The organism is Cellulomonas sp. P4_H12, from assembly GCF_056400905.1.
On record NZ_JBFUKJ010000011.1, the window covers coordinates 25132 to 47328 of the forward strand.

The 22197-nt window shown below is 73.4% G+C and carries 20 protein-coding genes; 17 read left to right on the forward strand and 3 right to left on the reverse strand.

The window, feature by feature from the left end:
- Nucleotides 1-29 precede the first annotated feature (29 nt).
- The gene (locus AC1DQC_RS07850) at nt 30-1520 is read left to right on the forward strand and encodes an outer membrane protein assembly factor BamB family protein (RefSeq protein WP_477050666.1); all 1491 of its coding nucleotides are present in this window, start codon (nt 30-32) and stop codon (nt 1518-1520) included.
- A gap of 125 nt (nt 1521-1645) precedes the next feature.
- Entirely contained in the window at nt 1646-2029 is a 384-nt protein-coding gene (locus AC1DQC_RS07855; protein ID WP_477050667.1) for a PLD nuclease N-terminal domain-containing protein, read from the forward strand.
- On the opposite strand, the gene AC1DQC_RS07860 is transcribed toward AC1DQC_RS07855, so the two are convergent.
- Nucleotides 2030-3022, reverse strand: coding sequence for a phosphotransferase family protein (locus AC1DQC_RS07860; protein WP_477050668.1), 993 nt, complete (start codon nt 3020-3022; stop codon nt 2030-2032).
- Nucleotides 3023-3117: 95 nt separating this feature from the next.
- Between AC1DQC_RS07860 and AC1DQC_RS07865 the strand changes: the two genes are divergently transcribed.
- The 6 genes from AC1DQC_RS07865 to AC1DQC_RS07890 are packed head-to-tail and all read left to right on the forward strand — an operon-like array spanning nt 3118 to nt 10353.
- Nucleotides 3118-4308: a cysteine desulfurase family protein gene (locus AC1DQC_RS07865; protein WP_477050669.1), complete on the forward strand. Its 1191-nt coding sequence runs from the start codon at nt 3118-3120 to the stop codon at nt 4306-4308.
- Entirely contained in the window at nt 4308-5411 is a 1104-nt protein-coding gene (gene mnmA / locus AC1DQC_RS07870) for a tRNA 2-thiouridine(34) synthase MnmA (protein ID WP_477050670.1), read from the forward strand. The genes AC1DQC_RS07865 and mnmA overlap by 1 nt, the downstream gene beginning before the upstream one ends.
- The gene (locus tag AC1DQC_RS07875) at nt 5408-6427 is read left to right on the forward strand and encodes a uroporphyrinogen decarboxylase/cobalamine-independent methonine synthase family protein (protein ID WP_477050671.1); all 1020 of its coding nucleotides are present in this window, start codon (nt 5408-5410) and stop codon (nt 6425-6427) included. The genes mnmA and AC1DQC_RS07875 overlap by 4 nt, the downstream gene beginning before the upstream one ends.
- A gap of 2 nt (nt 6428-6429) precedes the next feature.
- On the forward strand, nt 6430-6789 hold the full coding sequence (locus tag AC1DQC_RS07880) for a hypothetical protein (RefSeq protein WP_477050672.1): 360 nt from the start codon (nt 6430-6432) through the stop codon (nt 6787-6789).
- 29 nt (nt 6790-6818) lie between these two features.
- Entirely contained in the window at nt 6819-9062 is a 2244-nt protein-coding gene (gene ligA, locus AC1DQC_RS07885; protein WP_477050673.1) for an NAD-dependent DNA ligase LigA, read from the forward strand.
- Nucleotide 9063: 1 nt separating this feature from the next.
- Nucleotides 9064-10353 (forward strand): GNAT family N-acetyltransferase, encoded by a 1290-nt coding sequence (locus tag AC1DQC_RS07890; RefSeq protein ID WP_477050674.1) that lies wholly within the window; start codon nt 9064-9066, stop codon nt 10351-10353.
- An 11-nt stretch (nt 10354-10364) separates the two neighbouring features.
- Here the strand turns inward: AC1DQC_RS07890 and AC1DQC_RS07895 are convergent, their stop codons facing one another.
- Both AC1DQC_RS07895 and AC1DQC_RS07900 read right to left on the reverse strand, forming a co-directional pair.
- Entirely contained in the window at nt 10365-11021 is a 657-nt protein-coding gene (locus AC1DQC_RS07895) for a ThuA domain-containing protein (RefSeq protein ID WP_477050675.1), read from the reverse strand.
- Between the two features lie 12 nt (nt 11022-11033).
- Nucleotides 11034-12203 (reverse strand): ROK family protein, encoded by a 1170-nt coding sequence (locus AC1DQC_RS07900; RefSeq protein ID WP_477050676.1) that lies wholly within the window; start codon nt 12201-12203, stop codon nt 11034-11036.
- A 109-nt stretch (nt 12204-12312) separates the two neighbouring features.
- Between AC1DQC_RS07900 and AC1DQC_RS07905 the strand changes: the two genes are divergently transcribed.
- From AC1DQC_RS07905 to gatB, 9 genes are all read left to right on the forward strand, one after another.
- Nucleotides 12313-13842 (forward strand): sugar ABC transporter ATP-binding protein, encoded by a 1530-nt coding sequence (locus AC1DQC_RS07905; protein WP_477050677.1) that lies wholly within the window; start codon nt 12313-12315, stop codon nt 13840-13842.
- Nucleotides 13839-14882, forward strand: a complete 1044-nt coding sequence (locus AC1DQC_RS07910) for an ABC transporter permease (protein ID WP_477050678.1) — start codon at nt 13839-13841, stop codon at nt 14880-14882. Before AC1DQC_RS07905 ends, AC1DQC_RS07910 begins: the two co-directional genes overlap by 4 nt.
- Nucleotides 14883-14942: 60 nt before the next feature.
- On the forward strand, nt 14943-15998 hold the full coding sequence (locus AC1DQC_RS07915) for a substrate-binding domain-containing protein (protein WP_477050679.1): 1056 nt from the start codon (nt 14943-14945) through the stop codon (nt 15996-15998).
- Between the two features lie 100 nt (nt 15999-16098).
- Entirely contained in the window at nt 16099-17244 is a 1146-nt protein-coding gene (locus AC1DQC_RS07920) for a Gfo/Idh/MocA family protein (protein WP_477050752.1), read from the forward strand.
- Nucleotides 17245-17246: 2 nt separating this feature from the next.
- Nucleotides 17247-18248, forward strand: a complete 1002-nt coding sequence (locus AC1DQC_RS07925; protein WP_477050680.1) for a sugar phosphate isomerase/epimerase family protein — start codon at nt 17247-17249, stop codon at nt 18246-18248.
- Nucleotides 18249-18273: 25 nt separating this feature from the next.
- On the forward strand, nt 18274-18687 hold the full coding sequence (locus AC1DQC_RS07930; RefSeq protein ID WP_477050681.1) for a pilus assembly protein CpaE: 414 nt from the start codon (nt 18274-18276) through the stop codon (nt 18685-18687).
- 42 nt (nt 18688-18729) lie between these two features.
- The gene (gatC, locus tag AC1DQC_RS07935) at nt 18730-19029 is read left to right on the forward strand and encodes an Asp-tRNA(Asn)/Glu-tRNA(Gln) amidotransferase subunit GatC (protein WP_456846127.1); all 300 of its coding nucleotides are present in this window, start codon (nt 18730-18732) and stop codon (nt 19027-19029) included.
- A gap of 88 nt (nt 19030-19117) precedes the next feature.
- Nucleotides 19118-20632, forward strand: coding sequence for an Asp-tRNA(Asn)/Glu-tRNA(Gln) amidotransferase subunit GatA (gatA, locus tag AC1DQC_RS07940; RefSeq protein WP_477050682.1), 1515 nt, complete (start codon nt 19118-19120; stop codon nt 20630-20632).
- Nucleotides 20629-22125 (forward strand): Asp-tRNA(Asn)/Glu-tRNA(Gln) amidotransferase subunit GatB, encoded by a 1497-nt coding sequence (gene gatB, locus AC1DQC_RS07945; RefSeq protein WP_477050683.1) that lies wholly within the window; start codon nt 20629-20631, stop codon nt 22123-22125. The genes gatA and gatB overlap by 4 nt, the downstream gene beginning before the upstream one ends.
- Nucleotides 22126-22197 lie beyond the last annotated feature (72 nt).

A 22197-nucleotide genomic window follows, 5' to 3' on the forward strand; every position in this document is an offset into this window, starting at 1 on the left:
CCTGCCCGGCGCACGGTTATTCTCCGGGGATGGCCCGGCGCGACGGCATGCAGCCGGTCGAGCTGGTCGAGCGCGACGTCGCGCAGGACCGGCCGACCGACGACGAGCGGGCTGCCCGGCGGCGCCCGTCCCGCCGCTGGCTGGCGGTCGCCGGGCTCGTGGTGGTGGCGCTCGTGGGCACGCAGCTGGTCGTCGCCGCGCGTGAGCGCGCCGCGGTCGCGGCACTCGCGCAGGTCAGCGGCGTGGTCCGGCCGGTCGACGCCGACCTCGGGCTCCTCTGGACGCCGAAGGCCGGCGTCGAGGCCGTGCTCGGGTCGGGCATCGTCGCCGACGGGACGTTCATCGGCCTGCAGCACCTGCCGGACAACGCGCAGGCCGTGGTGGCCGTCGACGAGCGGACGGGCGCGCGCCGCTGGACGACGCCGCTCGCCGACGCCCACGAGGTCGACCACGGGGACGACGGGTTCGGCACGCTCGGCGGGTGCGTCGCGGAGCCCGGGCAGACCGGTCGGGCCGCCTGCCTGGTCACGGACGCGTTCCTGACCTACCGCGACACGGCAAGCGTGTACGTCCCCTCGACGACGAGCCGGCTCGTCGTCGTCGACCTCGGCGACGGGTCCGTCGTCGCCGACCGCCCCGCGCCGTCCGTCKCGGCGTTCACCGTGCTGCCGGGGATGGTCGTGACCGCCGTGCCGGGCACGGACCGCGGGGCTGTGCTCACCGCCGCCGACCTGGTCACCGGCGAGGAGCGCTGGCGGACGGCGGTCCCCGCTCCGCCGGCGGCGGACACGTCGGTCGACCGCGGCTTCTCCGACGGGTCGACCTCGCTGTTCGCGACGGCCGACGGTCTCGGAGTGGTCCTCGCCGGACGCCGGATCACCCTGCTCGACCCGCGCGGCGCCGTGGTGCGCTCCGACCTCGACGCGAACGTCGGCTATCTCGCGGATCCCCGCAGCGGGACGGTGGCGGCCTACGCGCTCGACGACCAGGGCTCCCCGAGCACCACGATCGTCGGCGGTGGCCCGGACCTCGTGCTCCCCGGCCGGCAGGTGGACGTCGGGGCCGACGACGGCAGCGTGCCGGGCGTCGTCCTCATGGCGGACACCACCGTCCGGGCGTACGACCGCGCCACCGGCGACGTGCGCTGGACGGTCCGGCACGTGATCGCGGGGAACGCGCTCGTACTGCGCGGGCGCGTGTACCTGAGCACCGGCGGCGGGGTGGTCGCGATCGACGGGCGCACGGGCGAGGAGCTGTGGCGTGCGCCGGCGGCGCCCGGTCGGACGCTCGACGGCCTGGTGACGGACGGGCGCCACCTGCTCAGCTCCCAGCAGCGGCCCGAGGAGGCCGGAGACGTGCGGTCGCCGGACGACTGGCCCGGTGTCGGGGTTCTCGTCGCGTACCGGTTCGAGGACGGGGGCGAGGACTGGCGGGTGGACCTGCCCGCCGGGGTGCTCGGCGTCGGCACGGTCGGGCGCAGCCTGGTGGGCTGGGGCTCGGCGACCGCGGTGCTCGGCTGAGTGCTCCGTCCGGGTGATCGGCTCGGTCGGGCAACGAACGGCCGGACAGCGGGCTCCCCGGTTCGCTAGCGTGCGCGTCGGTCCCGGCCGCCCGTGCGCCGGGAAGGGGCGCCCGAGGAGAGACCGTGATCCGTTACCTGCCGTTCCTGATCGAGCTGGCGCTGCTGGTCTACTGCCTCATCGACTGCATCCAGACGGACGTGCCGCGCAACCTCTCCAAGACCACGTGGGTGTTCGTCATCATCATCCTGCCGGTGGTGGGCGGCATCGCGTGGCTGGTCGCCGGCCGGCCCGAGCACCGACCGGCGCGGAACGTCGCCTGGCCGTCGACCCAGACCGCGGGCTTCCCGGAGTACGAGCGGCCCCGCCGGTCGGCGCCGGACGACGACGCCGAGTTCCTGGCCGGCATGCGCACGTCCGACCAGACCCACGAGCAGATGCTCAAGGACTGGGAGGCGCAGCTGCGCGAGCGCGAGCAGAGGCTCGAGCGCGACGACAGCGCGTCCTGACTACGACAGCTCGCGCAGCCACCGCACCGTGGCGAGGCCCTGCGCCGCCTGGAACCGCCGGAGGTTGGGGATGCCCAGCGGCGCCGGCTGGCGCGAGCTCCACGCGAAGTAGCCGGAGAGCCCGGCCAGGCCCGCGCGCAGGTCGTCGTCGTGCACGCCGTCCGACACCGCGTGCGTGCGGAAGTTGGTGGCCGGGTCGCCGCCGCCCTGCAGCGCGACGCTGGGCAGCATGAACGCCAGGTCGAGCCAGGGGGCGCCCACGCTCGCGTGCGGCCAGTCGATGAGCCAGACGCGGTGCTGGTGGTCGGGGTCGATCATCACGTTGTCGGCGCGCAGGTCGCCGTGCACGAGCGCGTCGCCGGCGCACACCCGCAGCGCGTCCTGCTCCCAGCGGACGATCCGCTCGATGTTGTCCAGCGCCCACCGGCCGGCCTCTCCGGCCAGGTCGGCGTAGGCCTCCTGCGACTCCCGGTCGAGCGCGTGCAGCTTGCGCCAGCCGGTGAAGTCGTCGGCCAGCTGGTCGTCGGTGCGGGGGAGCTGGTGACCGGGCAGCGGCTCGGCGTCTGCAAGCGCTCCCAGCGCGTCCGCGACGGCCCGCAGGTCCGCGGGCTTCCAGGGGAGCTCGGGGGAGCGGCCGTGCACGACCTCGAAGCCGAGGATGACCCAGTCGTCGTCGTCGGAGAACCACAGGAGCTGCGGTGCGGGCACCTGCGGCGGGAGGGCGCGGGCGACGCGGATCTCGGCGCGCGCCAGGTCGGGGGAGACGGGGTTCTGCTCGGCGGAGACGGCCTTGACGAAGACGCCGCGCCCGTCGGCGAGCTCGAGGACGGCCGCGAAGCCGGGGCTGAAGCCGCTGGTCGCGCTGATCTCGGCCGTGACCTGGGAACCGGCGAGCTCGGCGATCCGCGCCCGGACCGGCCGCGGGAGGTCGCGCCAGTCCAGCCGCTGGCCGCTGAAGGCGAGCGGGAGGGCGATGACGTCGTCGGCACTCACGCCGGACATCCTGCCAGGACTTTCGCGCCCGTCGGAGGGTGATCCCACGGGCTGTGCGGTCGGGCGGTTCCCGTGCGCTTCGTAGGATGGTGCCGATGAGCGTGTATCTCGATCATGCGGCGACCACGCCCATGATCCCGGAGGCCGCGCGGGTGCTCGCCGAGCAGCTCGCGCGCCCCGGCAACCCCTCGTCCCTGCACGCGTCCGGTCGGGCCGCCCGTCGCGTGGTCGAGGAGTCCCGCGAGCGGCTGGCGGCGGCGTTGGGCGCGCGACCGAGCGAGGTCGTGTGGACCTCCGGCGGCACCGAAGCCGACAACCTCGCGGTGAAGGGCCTGTTCTGGGCCCGGCGCACGCAGCACCCGGACCGCCGACGGCTGCTGGTGTCCGCCGTGGAGCACCACGCCGTGCTCGACCCCGCGTTCTGGATGGCCGAGCACGCGGGCGCCGAGCTGGTGCTCCTGCCCGTCGACGCCGACGGCGTGCTCGAGGTCGACGCCCTGCGCGACGAGCTCGAGCAGCACGGCGAGCAGGCCGCGTTGATCTCCGTGATGTGGGCGAACAACGAGGTGGGAGCCCTGCAGCCGCTCGACGAGGTGGTCGCCCTGGGCCGGCGGTTCGGGGTGCCCGTGCACGCCGACGCGGTCCAGGCCGTGGGGCAGGTGCCCGTCGACTTCGGCGCGTCCGGCCTCGACGCGATGACCGTGACCGGGCACAAGGTGGGCGGACCGGGCGGCGCGGGGGCGCTGCTGGCGCGTCGCGGCCTCGACCTCACGCCCGTGCTGCACGGCGGCGGGCAGGAGCGCGGGGTGCGGTCCGGCACGCTCGACGCGGCGCTGCTGGCCTCGTTCGGGCTGGCCGTCGACGTCGCCGTCGCGGGGCGCGAGGCGTTCGCCGACCGCGTCGGAGCGCTGCGCGACGCCCTGGTCGCGGGAGTCGAGGCGCTCGTGCCGGAAGCGGTGCTCCGGGGGCCGCGGGACACGGCTCGGCGGCTGCCCGCGAACGCGCACTTCACGTTCCCCGGGTGCGAGGGCGACTCGCTGCTCTACCTGCTCGACTCGGCCGGGATCGAGGCCTCCACGGGGTCCGCCTGCCAGGCGGGCGTCCCGCGGCCCAGCCACGTGCTGCTGGCGATGGGTGTCGACGAGGTCGCCGCCCGCGGCGCGCTGCGGTTCAGCCTCGGCCACACGTCGACCGCGGCTGACGTCGAGGCGCTGCTGGCCGCGCTGCCGGGGGTCGTCGACCGCGCCCGAGCCGCCGGGCTCGCGACCGTCGGGGCGGTGACCTGATGCGCGTGCTCGCCGCCCTGTCCGGAGGGGTCGACTCGGCGGTCGCCGCGGCGCGCGCGGTCGATGCCGGCCACGACGTCGTCGGCGTGCACATGGCCCTGTCGCGCACCCGCGACCAGTTCCGCACGGGCTCGCGCGGCTGCTGCTCGATCGAGGACGCCGGCGACGCCCGTCGGGCCGCGGACGTGCTCGGCATCCCGTACTACGTGTGGGACCTCTCCGAGCGGTTCGAGGAGACGGTCGTCGCGGACTTCGTCGCCGAGTACGAGGCCGGCCGCACCCCCAACCCGTGCGTGCGCTGCAACGAGCACATCAAGTTCGCCACGCTGCTGGACAAGGCCGTGGCCCTCGGGTTCGACGCGGTCTGCACCGGCCACTACGCGCGCATCGAGACCCTCAGCGACGGCACGCGCGAGCTGCACCGCGCCCGCGACCTGGCCAAGGACCAGTCCTACGTGCTCGCCGTGATGGGCCCGGAGCGGCTGGCCCGCTCGATGTTCCCGCTCGGCGACGTCGCCTCGAAGGAGGAGACGCGCGCCGAGGCCGCGGCGCGCGGGCTGTCGGTCTCGGCGAAGCCCGACTCGTACGACATCTGCTTCGTGGCCGACGGCGACACCCAGGGCTTCCTGCGCTCGCGGCTCGGGTCTCAGCCGGGCGAGATCGTCGACGCCACGGGCGCCGTGCTGGGCCGCCACGACGGCGCGTACGCGTACACCGTCGGACAGCGGCGGGGGCTGTCCATCGGGACGCCCGCCGCCGACGGGAAGCCGCGGTACGTGCTGTCGATCGAGCCCGTGCAGAACCGCGTGGTCGTCGGGTCGGCGGACGACCTGGTCGTCGGGGCGGTCGAGGCGGACCGGGCCGTGTGGTTCGCGGACCGCACCGGATCGTCGTTCGACTGCGCGCTGCAGGTCCGGGCCCACGGAGCGGCTGTCCCCGGGCGGGCCACCGTGCGCGACGGCGTCGTCGAGATCGTGCTCGACGACCCCGCCCTGCGCGGCGTCGCGCCCGGGCAGTCGGCCGTGCTCTACGACGGGACGCGGGTGCTCGGTCAGGCGACCGTGACCGCGGCCCGCCGGGCCGCCGCGGGCGTCGCCGGGTGAGCGGCGGGCGACCGTCCGTCACGGGGACAGGTCCGTGGCCCGGGCTCGACGTGCTCGAGGCGCAGACCGTCGTCGTCGGCGACCTCGTCGACACCCCGTCCGAGGTGGCCGGGCTGCCGTTCACCGTGCAGCTGGCCGAGCGCGGCCCGTGGGGCGACCGGACCGGGCGCGCGGCCGCGCTGCTGGCGGAGCTGCCCACCGAGCTGGGGCCGCACGGCTGGAAGCTGGCTGACCGGCCGGGCCGGGACCTCGCCCGCGCGCAGGCGTACGGCCGCGAGGACGTCGACGCGCTCGCGGTCGCCGGGCACGGGTACGTCGGGCCGCTGGTGGTGCCGGTGATCGGTCCGATGACGCTCGCCGCCGTGCTCTACCTGTCGCGCGGCGACCGGGTGGTGTCCGACGCCGGCGCCGTCCGCGAGCTCGCCGCGTCGTTGGCCGCGGGCCTCGCCGAGCACCTCGCCGCGATCCGGCGGTCCGTGCCCGGTGCCGAGCCGACCGTGCTGCTGCACGAGCCGCTGCTCGCGCAGGTCATGGCCGGGGTGCTGCCGTCGTTCTCGGGGTACTCCGCGCTGCGCTCGGTGCCCGGGCCGGTCGCGGCCGAGCGGATCAGGGACGTGGCCACGGGCGCGGGCGCCCCGGTCGTCGTGCACGGCGGCACCGCCTGGACGTCCCTCGGTGCGATCCGGGCGGCGGGCGTCGACGGCTTCGCCCTGGCGGTGGACGCGCTGGACGAGCGGAGCTGGGAGAAGGTCGCCGAGGTGGTCGAGGGCGGCCTGGCGTTCTGGCCCGAGCTGCCGCCGCAGGCGTCGTCGCAGTGCGCGGGTCCCGACGTGACGGGCCAGGCCGATACGCTCACCCGGCCGTGGCGGTCGGTCGGGCTGCCCATGGCGGGTCTGCGGGACGTCGTCCTGCTGGCGGGGGACGTCACCGGCACGGGCAGTCCCGACGACGCCCGCGCGGTGCTGGCCGGACTGGTGCGCGCCGCGCGGATCGTGGCCGAACGAGCGGAGGACTGAGCGTGGCTGCACAGCCGAGCGTGGGGCGCGCCCTGGCGCTGCTGGTGGCGTCGGGCGCCGCGATCGTCGGGATGGTGCTGCTCGTCATCTGCTACACCGGCATCGGCGTGAGCACGCTGAGCACGTCGAAGGACGACCCGCACCCGTGCGTGCAGGCGTACGCCGCCGGGACCGACGACGCCAGCGTCCGGTACACCGTCGTCCCGCCGAAGGCCATCTGCACGTGGGACGTCGCGGGGCAGCCGACGGAGGTCGTCGTGGCGTCCGCGTCGCCCGCTCTGTTCACCGTCGGCGCGGTCCTGGCCGTCGGCGGAGTGCTGGTGAGCGCTGTGCTGCTGATCACGGGGCGCCGTCGCAGGTAGGTGTGGGTGGCCCGCGCCATGATGGGTGCGTGAGCAACGAGATCGACGACCCTGCCGCCGCGCAGGAGATCCCCGCCGACGCCCGTCACCGCTGGACGGAGCTGGCTGCCCTGATCGAGGCCGACCAGTTCGCGTACTACATCCGCGACGCCCCGGTGTCGTCGGACAAGCAGTACGACGAGCGCATGCGCGAGCTTCAGGCCCTCGAGGACGAGCACCCCGGCCTGCGCACGCCGGACTCGCCGACGCAGCGGGTGGGCGGCACGTTCTCGACGGAGTTCGCGTCGGTGCAGCACGTCGAGCGGATGCTCTCCCTGGACAACGCGTTCTCCGACGAGGACATCGCCACGTGGGCCGGCCGGGTGCACCGCGACCTCGAGTCGGACGCTGCGATCCACTACCTGTGCGAGCTGAAGATCGACGGCCTGGCCATCGCCCTGCTCTACGAGAAGGGCCGGCTCGTGCGTGCGGCCACGCGCGGCGACGGCCGCACCGGCGAGGACGTCACCCTCAACGTCCGGACCATCTCGACCATCCCCGACGTGCTGGGCGGCGACCCGGCCACGCACCCGGAGCGGATCGAGATCCGCGGCGAGGTGTTCCTGCCGGTCGCCGCGTTCACGGAGCTGAACGCGTCCCAGGTGGAGGCCGGCAAGAGCCCGTTCGCCAACCCGCGCAACGCGGCGGCGGGCTCGCTGCGGCAGAAGGACCCCCGGGTCACCGCGTCCCGGGACCTGCGGATGTACGCGCACGGGATCGGCGCGCTCGTGTGGGGCGCCGGGCGCGGGACCGGGATCGAGCGGCAGTCGCAGGTGTACGACCTGCTCGCCGCCTGGGGCGTGCCGGTGTCCGGGCACACCCGGATCGTCGAGGGGCTCGACGGGGTCCGGGAGATGATCGCCTACTACGGCGAGCACCGGCACGACGTCGAGCACGAGATCGACGGCATCGTCGTCAAGGTCGACGAGATCGCGCTGCAGCGCCGGCTCGGCTCGACCAGCCGGGCTCCGCGGTGGGCGATCGCGTACAAGTACCCGCCCGAGGAGGTGAACACCAAGCTCCTCGACATCCGCGTGAACGTCGGGCGCACCGGCCGCGTGACTCCGTTCGGCGTGATGGAGCCGGTGTTCGTGTCGGGGTCGACCGTCGAGATGGCCACGCTGCACAACGCGAGCGAGGTGGCGCGCAAGGGCGTGCTCATCGGGGACACCGTGGTGCTGCGCAAGGCCGGCGACGTGATCCCGGAGATCGTCGGACCGGTGGTCGAGCTGCGCGACGGGACCGAGCGCGCGTTCGTCATGCCGACGCACTGTCCGTCGTGCGGCACGCCGCTGGCGCCGGCCAAGGAGGGCGACGTCGACATCCGCTGCCCCAACCAGCGGTCCTGCCCGTCGCAGCTGCGCGAGCGGCTGTTCCACGTCGCGTCCCGCGGGGCGTTCGACATCGAGGCGCTCGGGTGGGAGGCGGCCAACGCCTTGCTGACCGCGGGCGTGGTCACGGACGAGGGCGACCTGTTCGCGCTGGACGCCGACGCGCTGCGCCGCGTGCCGTTGTTCACGCTCTCCACGCGGTCGAAGGTCGGCGGCGTCCTGCGGGAGGCCGGTGACCTCAACGCGACCGGGACGGCGCTGCTGGGCAACCTGGAGAAGGCCAAGCAGGCGGCCCTCTGGCGGGTGATCGTGGCGTTGTCGATCCGCCATGTCGGGCCGACCGCGGCGCGCGCGCTCGCGCAGCACTTCGCGTCGATCCCGGCGATCGCCCAGGCGTCGGAGGAGGAGATCGCCGCCGCCGAGGGCGTCGGACCGACCATCGCCGCCGCGGTGGTGGCCTGGTTCGAGCAGCCCGGCGAGGACGACAAGTGGCACGCCGCGATCGTCGAGAAGTGGGCGGCCGCCGGGGTGCGGATGACCGAGGAGCGCGACGAGTCCGCGCCGCGCACGCTCGAGGGGCTGACGGTCGTGGTCACCGGCGGTCTCGAGCGGTTCAGCCGCGACGGCGCCAAGGAGGCGATCCTGGCGCGCGGCGGCAAGTCGGCGGGCAGCGTGTCGAAGAAGACGGACTACGTGGTGGTCGGCGAGAACGCCGGTTCCAAGGAGGCCAAGGCGCGCGAGCTCGGGCTGCGCATCCTGGACGAGGCGGGGTTCGAGGCGCTGCTGGCGCAGGGGCCGTCAGGCGTCGGGGACAGCCCGGCAGGCGTCGGGGACAGCCCGGCAGGCGTCGGGGACAGCCCGGCAGGCGTCGGGGACAGCCCGTCGGGCGACGAGGAGGCCTGACGTGGCGAGCGCGGTGGTGCGGGTGGCGACCGGGAGCCAGGTGGCCGACGCCGGCGCGCTGACCGCCGAGGCGTACCTGTCCGACCGGCTGGTCGACGCGACGGACTCCTACGCGGACGAGCTGCGCGACGCCGAGCGGCGGGCGCGCGAGGCAACCCTGCTGGTCGCGCTGCTGCCGCCGGGCGAGGGGGACGGCGGGGAGGCCGAGCGCGACGACCTCGTGGTGGTCGGCACCGTGACGCTCGCGCCGTACGGCACCTCCTACGCCGAGATCGCCGAGCCGGGAGAGCTGGAGATCCGGATGCTCGCGGTGGCGCCCGAGGCGCGCAGGCGCGGGATCGCCGAGCTGCTCGTGTCCGCGGCGCTGCGTGAGGCGGTGGCGAGCGGGGCGCGGCGCGTGGTCCTGTCGACGCTCGACTCGATGGAGGCGGCGCAGCGCCTGTACAAGCGGCTCGGATTCGTCGCGGTGCCTGAGCGCGACTGGGGGCACGTCGAGGTGCACCTGCGCGTGCACACGTGGACGCCGCCGGACGCGCCGGGAGCGCTCGTCGAGTCCGCGACGTGGCCGCCCGCCCGGGTGGTCGACGTGGACGGCTGGCGGGTCGGGCTGTCCGGCGGCCTGACCCGGCGGGCCAACAGCGTGCTGCCGCTCGGGTCGCCGGCGGACCCGTCGGCCGCGCTCGAACGGGTCGAGCAGCTGTACGCCGAGGCGGGTCAGCCGTCGATCGTGCGGGTGTGCCGCGCGGCGCCGTCGGGGCTCGACGCCCTGCTTGCGGGGCGCGGCTACCGGGCGGTGTCCTCGACGGACGTCCTGGTGCGCGACCTCGACGAGCGCCCCGACGCGGCGCGGCCGCCCGCGGCTCCCGTGCGCGTGACCGTGGCGGACCGCCCCGACGACGTGTGGCTGGCGGCGTGGTCGGGCTCCAAGGCCCGGCTGCACGCGACCGGCGCCGCCCAGGAGGACGACGGCACGAGCCTGCGCCTGGCCCGGCAGGTGCTCGGGGGCGCGCCCGCCCTGTACCTGACGGCGACGGACGCGTCGGGCCCTGTGGGTGTCATCCGCGCCGCCTTCGCGGAGGACTGGGTCGCGCTGTCCTGCCTCGTGGTCGCCACCGCCGCCCGGCGGCGCGGCCTCGGGAGGGCACTCACGCTGCGCGCGCTGGACGAGGCCGCCCAGCGTGGCGCCCGGCGGGCATTCCTGCAGGTGGAGGCGCAGAACACCGCCGCCGCGGCGCTGTACACCGGCCTCGGCTTCCAGCCCGCCGAGCGGTACGTGTACCGGGAGCTCTAGGCGGGGAGTGCCTAGCGGCTGGCCCAGAGCAGGCCGCGCTCGATGATCGTGCGGACGGCGGGCACCTCGAGGTCGGCCAGCAGGTGCCCCGGCGCGCAGACGAACACGCGCCCGGCGCCCCAGCGGCGGGTCCAGACGGCCGGTGACGTGACGGGCGCGTGCCAGGGGTCGTCGGGACCCGGCGTGATCGTGGTCGTCGCCAGCACGTCGTTGAGGGGGTCGGTGAGCAGCCAGTACTGCTCGGAGCGCAGCGTGAAGTCGTGGATGCCCTCGACGATCGGGTGGTCTCCCGTGACGTTGATCGTGTGCTCGACCAGGGGTCCGCCCGGGTGGGCCGTGAACTGGGCGCCCACGAGCTGCAGGTAGTCGGTGGCGATGCGGAACGAGTCGATGATCCCTCCGTGCCATCCCGCGAAGCCCGTGCCGGCCGCGACCGCGGTCCGCAGGCCGCGGAGCTCGTCGGCGAGGATGTCGCCCATGGTCCAGCACTGCACGACGAGGTCCGTGGCGGACATGAGCTCCTCGTCCGCGTAGGCCTCGAGAGATCCCTCGACGACGACGTCGAAGTCGTGCTCGCGCAGGAAGGGCACGAAGAGGTCGGCCGCTTCTTCGGGCGCGTGCCCGTCCCACCCGCCCCGCACGACGAGGGCACGACGTTGCTCGGTCACGGCTGGTCTCCTCTAGCTGATCAGGGCGTCGATGGCGGCGGCGGAGAGCACGTGCTCGGAGGCCATGGCGGAGGCGCCGAGCACGCCGGCGCGGCCCTTGGTGCGGGACGCGACGATGCGCAGGTGCTGGGTGGCCAGCGGCAGGGAGCGGCGGTAGACCACCTCGCGGATGCCCGCCAGCAGGTGCTCACCGGCCTCGGCCACCTCGCCGCCGATCACGATGACGGACGGGTTGAGCATGCTCACGCACGCGGCGAGCACCTCGCCGATGTGCCGGCCCGCCTCGCGGACCTCGCGGCTGGCGTCGAGGTCTCCGGCGCGGACCAGCGCGACGACGTCCGCGCTGGTCGCGGCGTTGCTCAGCGCGCTCGCGATGGCCGGACCGCTGGCCACCGCCTCGAGGCAGCCGGTGTTGCCGCAGCGGCACGGCAGGTCCAGGCCGCCCGGGACGGCGATGTGGCCGAGGTCGCCCGCGGCCCCCTGGGCGCCCCGCCGGATGTGGCCGTCGGAGATGATGCCGGCGCCGATGCCGGTGGCGACCTTGACGAAGAGCAAGTGGTCCACCTCGGGCCACTGCGACGTGTGCTCGCCGAGGGCCATGACGTTCACGTCGTTGTCCACCAGCACGGGGACGCGCAGCTTGCGGGACAGGAGCGCGGGCACGTCTGCGTCGTCCCAGCCGGGCATGATCGGCGGGTTGATGGGCCGACCGGTGGAGTGCTCGACGGGTCCGGGCAGGCCCACGCCCACGCTCACCAGGTCGCTGATGGGCCGGCCCGCGGTGCCGAGCAGGTCGAGGGCGACCTCGACCACGCGGTCGAGCACGGGGACCGGACCCTCGGAGATGGCGATGGGCTCGTGGTGCTCGGCGAGCACGGTGCCGACGAGGTCGGTGAGCGCGAGCCGCGAGTGGGTGGCGCCCAGGTCGACCGCGAGGACGACACGCGCGGCGGGGTTGAACGCGAAGGTGGCGGGCGGCCGGCCGCCGGTCGAGCTGGCCTCGCCGGCGGGCGCGACCAGCCCGGACGACAGCAGCAGATCGACCCGCGCAGCGATGGTGGACCGCGCCTGGCCGGTGAGCGTGGCCAGGTCGCTCCGGGTCCGGGGCTGCCGGTCCCGGAGGAGCTGGAACATCTCCCCGGCGCCCGTCGGCTTGGGGGCGAACTTGAGGAGCTCGTCCATGCGCACAGTGAACCATTCCGCCTTGTGTAGGTCACGTTCACGTAACCATGACACATCCGTGCCGACTTTTGCTTGACCAACGACAGAAGTGGGTTCTACGTTCTGCCCCATGGTCAATGTGGACCCGACGGCAGACGCAGCGCCTCTCCTGCAGATGCGCGGCATCGTGAAGCAGTTCCCGGGAGCCCGGGCGCTGGACGGCGTCGACCTGGAGATCCGGGCCGGCGAGGTCCACTGCCTGCTGGGCCAGAACGGCGCGGGCAAGTCCACCCTCATCAAGGTGCTGGCGGGCGCCCACCAGCCGGACGAGGGCGAGATCCTCATCGACGGCAAGCAGGTCACGATCGCCCACCCCGTCGCGGGCCTGCGGCTCGGGGTCGCGACGATGTACCAGGAGCTGGACGTCGTCGACGGGCTGTCGGTCGCGGAGAACATCTACCTGGGCCACGAGCTGGCCACGGCCGGCTTCTCGCAGCGCCGGGCGGCCATCCAGAACACGCGTGCCCTGCTCAAGCGCCTCGGGCACCCGGACATCTCCCCGCGCCGCGAGGTCGGGCGGCTGTCCGCCGCCGGCAAGCAGATCGTAAGCATGGCCCGCGCGCTCTCCCACGACGCCCGTGTGATCGTCATGGACGAGCCGTCCGCGGTGCTCGACGCCGAGGAGGTCACCAACCTCTTCCGCGTGGTCCGCGAGCTCACCGCCTCCGGGGTCGCGGTGGTCTACATCTCGCACCGGCTCGAGGAGATCCGGCAGATCGGCGACCGGATCACCGTGCTCAAGGACGGCCGGACGGTGGCCACCGGCCTCCCGGCGGCGCAGACGCCCACCGCCGAGCTCATCCGGCTCATGACCGGTCGAACGGTCGAGTACGCCATCCCGCCGCGCCCGGCCGTGGCCGACGACGCCGCCACCGTGCTCCACGTCGACGGGCTCGGGCTGCGCGGGGCGTTCAGCGACGTGTCGTTCGAGGTGCGCGCCGGTGAGGTCGTCGGCCTCGCGGGGCTCGTCGGCTCGGGCCGCACCGAGATCCTCGAGACCGTGTTCGGCGCCCGCCGCGCGACGGCCGGCACCGTCCGGGTGGGCGACCGCCGGCTGCGGGCCGGGTCGGTGAGCGACGCGGTCAAGGCCGGCATCGGGCTGTGCCCCGAGGAGCGCAAGAGCCAGGGGCTCATCCTCGACGAGCCGGTGTACCGGAACATCACGCTCTCCACGTTCACGCGCAACGCGACGGCGTCGTTCCTCGACGAGAGCGCCGAGCGGCGCGCCGCCAAGGAGCAGATCCACGCGCTCGACGTGCGGCCGTCCGATCCCGAGCGCAGCGCCCGCACCCTGTCGGGCGGCAACCAGCAGAAGGTGCTGCTCGCCCGGTGGCTGGTGCACGGGTGCCGGGTCCTGCTGCTGGACGAGCCCACCCGCGGCGTCGACGTCGGYGCGCGCGCCGAGATCTACGCCCTCATCGCCGACCTGGCGGCGCAGGGCGCTGCCGTGGTCGTCGTCTCCAGCGAGATCCCGGAGGTGCTGGGCCTCGCCGACCGCGTGCTGGTCGTCTCCGAAGGACGCGTGGTCCACGAGGGACCCGCGTCCGGCATCGACGAGCACCGCGTGCTCGACCTCGTCATGGAAGGAAGTGCCGCGTGAGCGAGCAGGACGTCACGGTCCCGGACGCAGACGAGTCCGCCCGGATCGAGAAAGCCTCCACCACCAGCAGCCGCGGGGGGATCCTCAAGGGGGCCACCGGCCGCAACCTCGGCCTGGTGATCGCGCTCGTGGCGCTGTGCGTCATCGGCGTCATCACGGCGGGCGAGCGGTTCGCCAGCCTCGACAACCTGCTGACCATCCTGCGGCTCGCGTCGGTGATCGGGGTGCTGAGCATCGGGATGACCTTCGTCATCACCGGTGGCGGCATCGACCTCTCCGTCGGCTCGGTCCTCGGGCTCGCCTCCGTCTGGGCGTCCACCGTGGCCACCCAGACCATGGCCGAGAACACGCACTGGATCGTCATGGTCGGGTGCGCGCTCGCGGTCGGCGTCGGGGCGGGGCTGATCAATGGCGTGCTCATCGCCTACGGGAAGGTGGTCGCGTTCATCGCGACCCTGGCGATGCTGGTGTCGGCCCGTGGCCTGGCGGAGATCATCGCCAACCGCCAGACGCAGGTGGTCAAGGTGCAGGCGTTCCTCGACTTCTTCCGCGACGACTTCATCGGTATCCCGACGCTCGTCTGGATCTTCGTCGTCGTCGCGGTGGCCGGCTGGATCCTGCTGAACCGGACGACGTTCGGCCGCCGCACGATCGCGGTCGGTGGCAACCCGGAGGCCGCCCGGCTCGCCGGCATCAAGGTCAAGCGGCACACGATGTACCTGTACGCGCTGTCCGGCCTGGCCGCGGGCATCGGCGGCGTGATGATGCTCGGCCGCACGACGGCCGGCAGCTCCACCAACGGCCAGCTCTACGAACTCGACGCCATCGCCGCCGTGGTCGTCGGCGGCACCCTGCTCATCGGCGGCCGCGGCACCATCGTCGGCACCGTCCTGGGCGTGCTCATCTTCACCACGCTCACCAACGTGTTCACGCAGAACAACCTGTCGAGCTCGGCGCAGAACGTCGCCAAGGGCGTGATCATCGTCATCGCCGTGCTCCTGCAGCAGCGCATCGCCGAGCGCAGCCGCGCCGGAACCTGACCTCACTACCCGCTCAGCTGTGCCCGTCTTCTCATGCTCGTCCGATCAAGGAGGATCGTCATGTCCGCAGCACCCCTGCGCCGGCGCTGGCTCGCACTCGCCGGCACCACCGCAGCCCTCGCTCTCGTCGTCGCGGGTTGCACGTCCAACACTCCCGAGGACACCAGCACCGACCAGCCGGCCGCCCCCGCGGCCGCCGCGACCGGCAACGACGAGCCGGGCGACAAGGTCACGATCGGCTTCTCCGCGCCGGCCGCCGACCACGGCTGGATGGGCTCGATCACGAAGTCGGCCGTCGACGAGGCCGCCAAGTACTCGGACGTCGAGCTGGTCAAGGCCGAGGGCACCAACGACGTCAACGTGCAGATCAGCCAGATCGAGCAGTTCATCAACGACAAGGTCGACGCCATCGTGCTCCTGCCGTTCGACGGCGCGGCGCTCACCGAGGTCGCGACCAAGGCCATGGACGCCGGGATCGTCGTCATCAACGTCGACCGCGAGTTCGACGACCCGAACGCCGCGCGCACCACCGTGCTCGGCGACAACTACGGCATGGGTGTCAGCGCCGGCGCCTACATCTGCGGCGAGCTGGGCGGCAAGCCCGACGCCAAGGTGGCCGAGATCGCCGGCATCGACTCCCTGCCCCTGACGCAGGACCGCAGCCAGGGCTTCAAGGACGCGCTCGCGCAGTGCGGCCTCAAGGTGAGCAACCGCGTCGCGGCTGACTTCACCGTCCAGGGCGGCGAGGCCGCAGCGGCCAACCTGCTGCAGGCCGCCCCGCAGCTCGACGCCATCTGGAACCACGACGACGACCAGGGCGTCGGCGTGCTGGCGGCCATCGAGAACGCGGGCCGCGACGAGTTCTTCATGGTCGGCGGCGCCGGCTCGAAGAACGTCATGGAGGCCATCAAGGCCGACAACACGGTGCTCAAGGCCACGGTCATCTACCCGTCGACGCAGGCCGCCGACGGCATCAAGCTGGCCCGCCTGCTGGTCCAGGGCAAGTCGATGAGCGACCTGGTCGAGGTCGAGGTGCCCCGCAAGGTCCAGCTGTACGCACCCGTGGTCACCAAGGACAACGTCGACCAGTACCTGCCCAGCGCCTTCGAGTCCTGAGCCAGCCTGACCGAGCCGGGCGGGTCCCCCTCCGCAGGGGACCCGCCCGGGGCCAGAAGGAGGAGCCGTGACAGCAGCACCCCCGCGCCTGGGCGTGGGCATGATCGGGTACGCGTTCATGGGGATCGCGCACTCGCAGGCCTGGCGCAACGCACCGCGGTTCTTCGACCTGCCGATGCGCCCCGACATGGCCGTGGTGGCCGGTCGTTCCCCGGAGGCCGTCGAGGCGGCCGCCGCGAAGCTCGGGTGGTCGAGCACCGAGACGGACTGGAAGGCCCTCGTCGCCCGTGACGACGTCGACCTGGTCGACATCTGCACGCCGGGCGACACGCACGCAGAGATCGCGATCGCCGCGCTCGCCGCCGGCAAGCACGTGCTCTGCGAGAAGCCGCTGGCCAACTCCGTCGAGGAGGCCGAGGCGATGGTCCGCGCGGCCGAGGCCAGCGACGGCCTCGCGATGGTCGGCTTCACCTACCGCCGGGTGCCCGCGATCCAGCTGGCCCGCACGCTCGTCGCGGACGGTCGCATCGGCACCGTCCGGCACGTGCGCGCGCAGTACCTGCAGGACTGGATCGCCGACCCGCAGGCACCGCTGTCGTGGCGGCTGGACAAGCAGAAGGCCGGCTCGGGCGCGCTCGGCGACATCGGGGCGCACGTCATCGACCTGGCGCAGTTCGTCACGGGCGAGTCGGTCACGGGCGTGTCCGCCGTGCTCGAGACGTTCGTCAAGGAGCGGCCCGTCGCCGAGTCGTTCGGTGGCCTGCACGGGACCGCATCGAGCACCGAGACGGGTCCCGTGACGGTCGACGACGCGGCGATCTTCCTCGGCCGGATGTCGGGCGGCGGCCTGGCCACGTTCGAGGCCACGCGGTTCGCGTGGGGCCGCAAGAACGCGATCCGCCTCGAGATCAACGGGTCGGCCGGCTCGCTGGCGTTCGACTTCGAGGACATGAACGTCCTGCACTTCTTCGACGCGTCGCAGCCGGCCGTCGAGGCGGGCTTCCGGCGGATCGTCGTCACCGAGCCCGAGCACGCCTACGTGGCCGCCTGGTGGCCCCCGGGTCACGGCCTCGGGTACGAGCACGCCTTCACCCACCAGGCAGTGGACCTGGTCACCGCCATCGCCGAGCACCGCCAGCCGGTGCCCAGCTTCGCCGACGGCCTCGCGGTGCAGCGCGTGCTGGACGCGGTGGAGCGGTCGGCCGCCCACGAGAGCATCTGGACCCCCGTGCAGAAGGAGAGCTGACGATGACCCGACCGATCACGCTGTTCACCGGCCAGTGGGCCGACCTGCCCTTCGAGGAGGTCGCGCGCCTCGCGTCCGGGTGGGGCTACGACGGCCTCGAGATCGCCTGCTGGGGGGACCACCTGGACCCGTGGCGCTGGGACGACGAGGAGTACGTGGCGGGCAAGCTCGCGCTGCTGGAGAAGTACAACCTGAAGGTGTTCGCGATCTCGAACCACCTCAAGGGTCAGGCCGTCTGCGACGACCCGATCGACCAGCGGCACCGCGACATCCTGTCCGACCAGGTCTGGGGCGACGGCGACCCGGAGGGCGTCCGCCAGCGTGCGGCGGAGGAGATGAAGCACACGGCGCGGCTGGCCGCGAAGCTCGGGGTCAAGACGGTCGTCGGCTTCACCGGGTCGAGCATCTGGAAGTACGTCGCGATGTTCCCGCCCGTCTCGCAGGAGGCGGTCGACGCCGGGTACCAGGACTTCGCCGACCGGTGGAACCCGATCCTCGACGTGTTCGACGAGGTCGGCGTGCGGTTCGCGCACGAGGTGCACCCCAGCGAGATCGCCTACGACTACTGGACCTGCGTGCGCACGCTCGAGGCCATCGGCCACCGCGAGGCGTTCGGGCTCAACTGGGACCCGAGCCACTTCATCTGGCAGCAGCTCGACCCGGTGGACTTCATCCTCGAGTTCGCCGACCGGATCTACCACGTCGACTGCAAGGACGTGAAGCTCCGGCTGGGCAACGGGCGCAACGGCCGGCTCGGGTCGCACCTGGCCTGGGCCGACCTGCGTCGCGGGTGGGACTTCGTGTCCACCGGCCGCGGCGACGTGCCGTGGGAGGCGTCGTTCCGGGCGCTCAACTCCATCGGCTACGACGGCCCGATCTCCGTCGAGTGGGAGGACGCCGGGATGGACCGCCTGCTCGGTGCGCCCGAGGCGCTCGAGTTCGTGCGGCGCAACGCGTTCGACCCGCCGGAGGCAGCGTTCGACGCGGCGTTCAGCGCGCGCTGACGACGGGCCGACACATACTGGGCTGATGATCTCGCTGTCGCGCGCCCAGGAGCTCCACGAGGCGGGCCTGCGCTGGCACCCCGCGCCGGGCGACCGGTTCACCGTCCGCGCGCTCGAGGGTCAGGTGTTCACCATCTCCGACATGGTGGTCGAGCCGCACGACTACCCGACGGGCACCGTGCTGGGCTTCAACGGCACGACGGAGTGGGCGCTCGACTCGGTGGCCCAGGAGGACGCGCTGTGGCTGCCGCGGGAGGACCAGCTGCGCGACCTGCTCGGCGGGACGTTCCGCAGCCTCGCCCGGTCGACGTTCGGTGGCTACCAGGTGCTGATCGAGGTCTCGGGCCGGCCGGAGCAGGTGTTCAGCGCCGACGACGCGGCCGACGCCTACGCCCAGGCGCTGCTGGCCCTCGTCCTCGCGGCGGCCGACCGGGTCTGACGCGGCCGGGACTGCTTCCCCGCGCCGACTAGACTTCCCGCCATGTCCACCCTCTCTCGCGACGAGGTCGCGCGCGTGGCGGGCCTGGCACGGATCGACCTCACACCGGCGGAGCTCGACCGCCTCGCGGGCGAGCTCGACGTCATCGTCGAGTCGGTCGCCCGCGTGAGCGAGATCGCCACGCCCGACGTGCCGGCCACCAGCCACCCCCTGCCGCTGACCAACGTGTTCCGTCCCGACGTCCCCGTGACGCCGGTGGACCGGGACCTGGTGCTGGCGTCCGCGCCCGCGCAGATCGACGGCAAGTTCGCGGTGCCGCAGATCCTGGGGGAGGACTCGTGAACCGGAGACCGCACCCGAAGTGCAGTGGACGGTGGGGGACGCCGGAGGCGGCACCCGCCGGGAACGGAACGCAGGGGGAGGGCGACAGATGAGCACCGACCTCACGCGCCTCTCCGCCGCCGTGCTCGCGGACAAGCTGGCCGCGAAGGAGGTGTCCAGCGTCGAGGCGACGCAGGCGCACCTCGACCGGATCGCCGATGTCGACGGAGCGATCCACGCGTTCCTCCAGGTCAGCAGCGATGCCGCGCTGGCCACGGCCGCCGACGTCGACGCGCGCCGCGCCGCCGGGGAGTCGCTGCACGCGCTCGCGGGCGTGCCGATCGCGGTCAAGGACGTCGTCGTGACCAAGGGTCTGGCGACGACCGCAGGATCGAAGATCCTCGAGGGCTGGATCCCGCCGTACGACGCGACCCTGGTGGAGAAGATCAAGGCCGCGGGGCTGCCCATCCTGGGCAAGACCAACATGGACGAGTTCGCCATGGGGTCGTCGACCGAGCACTCGGCCTACGGCAACACGCACAACCCGTGGGACCTCGACCGGATCCCCGGCGGGTCCGGGGGCGGGTCCGCCGCGGCGGTCGCTGCGTACGAGGCGCCGCTGGCCATCGGCACCGACACCGGCGGCTCGATCCGCCAGCCCGCCGCCGTCACCGGCACGGTCGGCGTCAAGCCGACGTACGGCGGCGTCTCCCGGTACGGGCTCATCGCGCTGGCCTCGTCGCTGGACCAGGCCGGTCCCGTGACCCGCACGGTCCTCGACTCGGCCCTGCTCCACGAGCTCATCGGCGGGCACGACCCGCGCGACTCCACCTCGATCGACGAGCCGCTGCCGGCGCTCGTCGCCGCGGCCCGCGAGGGCGCGACCGGCGACCTGTCCGGCGTGCGCGTCGGCGTCATCCGGGAGCTGCAGGGCGAGGGCTACCAGGCGGGCGTGCTCGCCCGGTTCGAGGAGTCGCTCGAGCTGCTGCGCGGCGCGGGCGCCGAGATCGTCGAGGTCTCGTGCCCGCACTTCACGTACGCCCTCGCGGCGTACTACCTGATCCTGCCGGCCGAGGCGTCGAGCAACCTGGCCAAGTTCGACGGCATGCGGTTCGGGCTGCGGGTCATCCCCGAAGACAACCCGACCGCGGAGCGCGTCATGTCCGCCACGCGCGGGCAGGGGTTCGGCGACGAGGTCAAGCGCCGCATCATCCTGGGCACCTACGCCCTGTCGGCGGGCTACTACGACGCCTACTACGGCTCGGCGCAGAAGGTCCGCACGCTCATCCAGCGCGACTTCACGGCCGCGTTCGAGGCCGCGGACGTGCTCGTCTCCCCGACGGCGCCGACCACGGCGTTCAAGCTGGGCGAGAAGCTGGACGACCCGMTGGCCATGTACCTCAACGACGTCGCGACCATCCCGGCCAACCTGGCGGGCGTGCCGGGCCTGTCGCTGCCGAGCGGCCTGTCGGACGACGGCCTGCCGGTCGGGTTCCAGGTGCTCGCGCCTGCGAAGGCCGACGACCGCCTGTACCGGGTCGGGGCCGCGCTCGAGATGATGCTGGAGCAGTCGTGGGAGGGTCCGCTGCTGTCGCGCGCGCCCGAGCTGGAGGTCGGACGATGAGCACCTTGGTGGACTACGACGACGCCGTCGCGCGCTACGACACGGTCATCGGCATCGAGGTGCACGTCGAGCTGGGCACGCGCACCAAGATGTTCGACGGCGCCGAGGTCACGTTCGGCGCCGAGCCGAACACGCAGGTCACGCCGGTCTCGCTCGGGCTGCCGGGCGCGCTGCCGGCCGTCAACGCGGTCGCGGTCGAGTACGCGATCCGCATCGGCCTCGCGCTGAACTGCTCGATCGCCGAGACGTGCCGGTTCGCGCGGAAGAACTACTTCTACCCGGACGTCCCCAAGAACTTCCAGACGTCCCAGTACGACGAGCCCATCGCGTACGAGGGCTGGGTCGACGTCGAGCTGGACGACGGCAGCATCTTCCGCGTCGACATCGAGCGCGCGCACATGGAGGAGGACGCCGGCAAGAACACGCACATCGGCGGCTCCGACGGGCGCATCCACGGCGCCGAGTACTCGCTCGTCGACTACAACCGCGCGGGCATCCCGCTGGTGGAGATCGTCACCAAGCCGATCACCGGCGCGGGGGAGCGGGCGCCCGAGGTCGCGCGCGCCTACGTGCAGACGCTGCGCGACATCTTCCGTGCGCTCGAGGTCTCCGAGGCGCGGATGGAGCGCGGCAACGTGCGCGCCGACGTCAACGTGTCGCTGCGGCCTTCCGTGGACAGCCCCTTGGGCACCCGCACCGAGACCAAGAACGTCAACTCGTTCCGGTCGGTCGAGCGGGCCGTGCGTTACGAGGTGAGCCGGCAGGCGGGCGTGCTCGACGCCGGCGTGCCGATCATCCAGGAGACGCGGCACTGGCACGAGGACACCGGCACCACGGCGTCGGGCCGAGTGAAGTCCGACGCCGAGGACTACCGGTACTTCCCGGAGCCCGACCTCGTCCCCATCGCCCCGGACCGCGCGTGGGTCGAGGAGATCCGCGCCGGGCTGCCCGAGCTGCCTGCTGCCCGCCGCCGCAGGCTGCAGGGGGAGTGGCAGTACGCCGACGCCGAGATGCGCGACGTCGTCAACGCCGGCGCCGTCGAGCTCATCGAGACCACGATCGCTGCGGGCGCCAGCCCGGCTGCCGCGCGCAAGTGGTGGATGGGCGAGCTGGCCCGGACGGCCAAGCAGCAGGAGATCGAGCTGGCGGACCTGCCGGTGACGCCGACCCAGGTGGGGCAGCTGCAGAAGCTGGTCGACGACGGCCGGATCAACGACAAGCTGGCCCGCCAGGTGCTCGAGGGCGTGCTCGCGGGCGAGGGCGACCCCGAGGCGGTGCTGGTCGCGCGCGGGCTCGAGGTCGTGTCCGACGACGGCCCGCTGCTCGAGGCGATCGACGCCGCACTGGCCGCGCAGCCGGACATCGCCGAGAAGATCCGGTCGGGCAACCTCGGCCCGGTCGGCGCGATCATCGGTGCGGTCATGAAGGCGACCCGCGGGCAGGCCGACGCCGGCCGGGTCCGCGAGCTGCTGCTGGAGCGAATCGGCTCCTGACAGCCCGCAACGTCCGCACTCGAGAAGGTCAGAGCCCCCTCGAGTGCGGACGTTGCGGCTCTCCGGCGATCC